This is a genomic window from Tepidimonas charontis, from assembly GCF_007556685.1.
Classification (GTDB): Bacteria; Pseudomonadota; Gammaproteobacteria; order Burkholderiales; family Burkholderiaceae_C; genus Tepidimonas; species Tepidimonas charontis.
The window spans coordinates 1-1,982 of sequence record NZ_VJON01000087.1 but is presented as its reverse complement, the minus strand read 5'-3'; the positions used below and the strand labels follow the sequence as shown (position 1 = coordinate 1,982).

The 1,982-nt window shown below is 54.6% G+C and carries 1 protein-coding gene and 1 CRISPR repeat array; the gene reads right to left on the bottom strand.

The window, feature by feature from the left end:
* Window positions 1–316: 316 nt before the first annotated feature.
* On the bottom strand, window positions 317–913 hold the full coding sequence (locus Tchar_RS13855) for a hypothetical protein (protein WP_201739388.1): 597 nt from the start codon (window positions 911–913) through the stop codon (window positions 317–319).
* A 190-nt stretch (window positions 914–1,103) separates the two neighbouring features.
* Window positions 1,104–1,779: a CRISPR direct-repeat array (repeat unit 38 nt; unit sequence GGTCTTAATCCCTTCTTCATCAGGTCTGTGGTTTAGAC).
* Window positions 1,780–1,982 lie beyond the last annotated feature (203 nt).

The window sequence follows — 1,982 nt, the reverse complement described above, 5'->3', positions numbered from 1 at the left end:
CAAGCGGAAGAAGTCCTCGGTGGCGGGGCAGGCAAACATCGAAAAACTCCCAGAAAACGGCGCATCAGACCATCAAATCTGGGGGAAATTGTACTCGCAAACAGACAATAACACAAGAAAAATCATGATGTTATGAATATTTCAGGGGCGACTCATTACAGTCTCCGCTCGATGCCTATTCACAGCATAAGCTTAATCCAGCCACCTGGCAATGGCTGCAAGCTTGCGGGGCTGCTTGCTCATGACCGTTGGGGGGGGTAGGTCCGGTCGCGCCTAGATTTTCCGGTAGAGTCTTTCTCTGCCGGGGCTCTCCGAATCACGTCTCAGGCCCTTGCCGAGAAAATAATAGCTGAAATTGAGGGCGCCACCGTCCTGCGATGGTGAGTTTGGTTCTGGCCGTTGCGGTGCTTTCCCGATGGAACTCGACCCATCCACCTACGCAGGCTGGTCGGCTATCCGCACGCGATGCGCCTTTGTGCTTCGCGTCGCCCGTGCCCTCAGTCGGTGACCCGGCCAAATCCGAGCTGCCCATTTCTACCGTAATCAAGCTGGGGTAGTCGTAGGCGGCGCCGCTGCTGGCATCCACAGCCGCACCGATGACGCCGCCGATCAGGATGTTGCCAAACGCCATGGCCTTGGTGGTGGACTTAACGGTGGCAATGCCGGGTAAAAAATGTGCCTTGTCACAGCGAAGATGCAGGTCATGGTAGCTGCGCACCACAGTGACCGTGCCTGGCGTGGTGACGTACCACGTGCCCTTGTCGTTGTTGAGCTTGCAGTGGGCACCGGTAACCGTCTCGCCTTCGTGGCGGGTCTCTACGCTCACGGGCTGATTTTGACCGGTGACGACGGAGGCGCAGCCGCTGGTCAGCCCCGCGAGAGCCGAAATGAGGATGAAGATTTTGCAACGCATGGTTTTGCTCCCAAGTGAATGCCACGCCGTAGCAACGAACGCATTAAAGATCACGCATGGTCACTTGTCCAGGACTGCAAGCTTGCAAGGTTTGGCACAGACGCAGCGGTGGCATAACCGGCCCCCGGCGACGTATTGGTCCTGCTAACTGTCAGACTGCCCAGTGCGCGCCCTTGGAAAATACCACAAAGGTCTTAATCCCTTCTTCATCAGGTCTGTGGTTTAGACAACACCAACACCAACACCGCGGCCAAAAACCTGGTCTTAATCCCTTCTTCATCAGGTCTGTGGTTTAGACCTGCTGCGACGCGGTATGCACGCCGAGGCCATGTCTTAATCCCTTCTTCATCAGGTCTGTGGTTTAGACCGGCGTGCTTTGACCTGTATGCGGCCACCGTCAAGTCTTAATCCCTTCTTCATCAGATCTGTGGTTTAGACCCCAAGGCGCCAGCAAAGGGCGCCGAGACGGCATCGTCTTAATCCCTTCTTCATCAGGTCTGTGGTTTAGACGTCCTGGATGAAAAAATGAACCCAGTGCCACAGGTCTTAATCCCTTCTTCATCAGGTCTGTGGTTTAGACGCGCGGGTGTGGAATGATATGTTGTGCTGCGGCGGTCTTAATCCCTTCTTCATCAGGTCTGTGGTTTAGACCAGCCACGAGTGGGTCAACAGGATATCCGGCGGGTCTTAATCCCTTCTTCATCAGGTCTGTGGTTTAGACGGCTACTGGTTGGCAGTCATCGACCGCGTGGAACGCGTCTTAATCCCTTCTTCATCAGGTCTGTGGTTTAGACTGGACGAAATCGACACCGCGCGCAGCTCGCTCCAGGTCTTAATCCCTTCTTCATCAGGTCTGTGGTTTAGACGGCGCCCACCTCAAAAAGTCCGCCTCTTCGACGGGTCTTAATCCCTTCTTCGTCGCCCCTGAAATATTCATAACATCATGATTTTTCTTGTGTTATTGTCTGTTTGCGAGTACAATTTCCCCCAGATTTGATGGTCTGATGCGCCGTTTTCTGGGAGTTTTTCGATGTTTGCCTGCCCCGCCACCGAGGACTTCTTCCGCTTG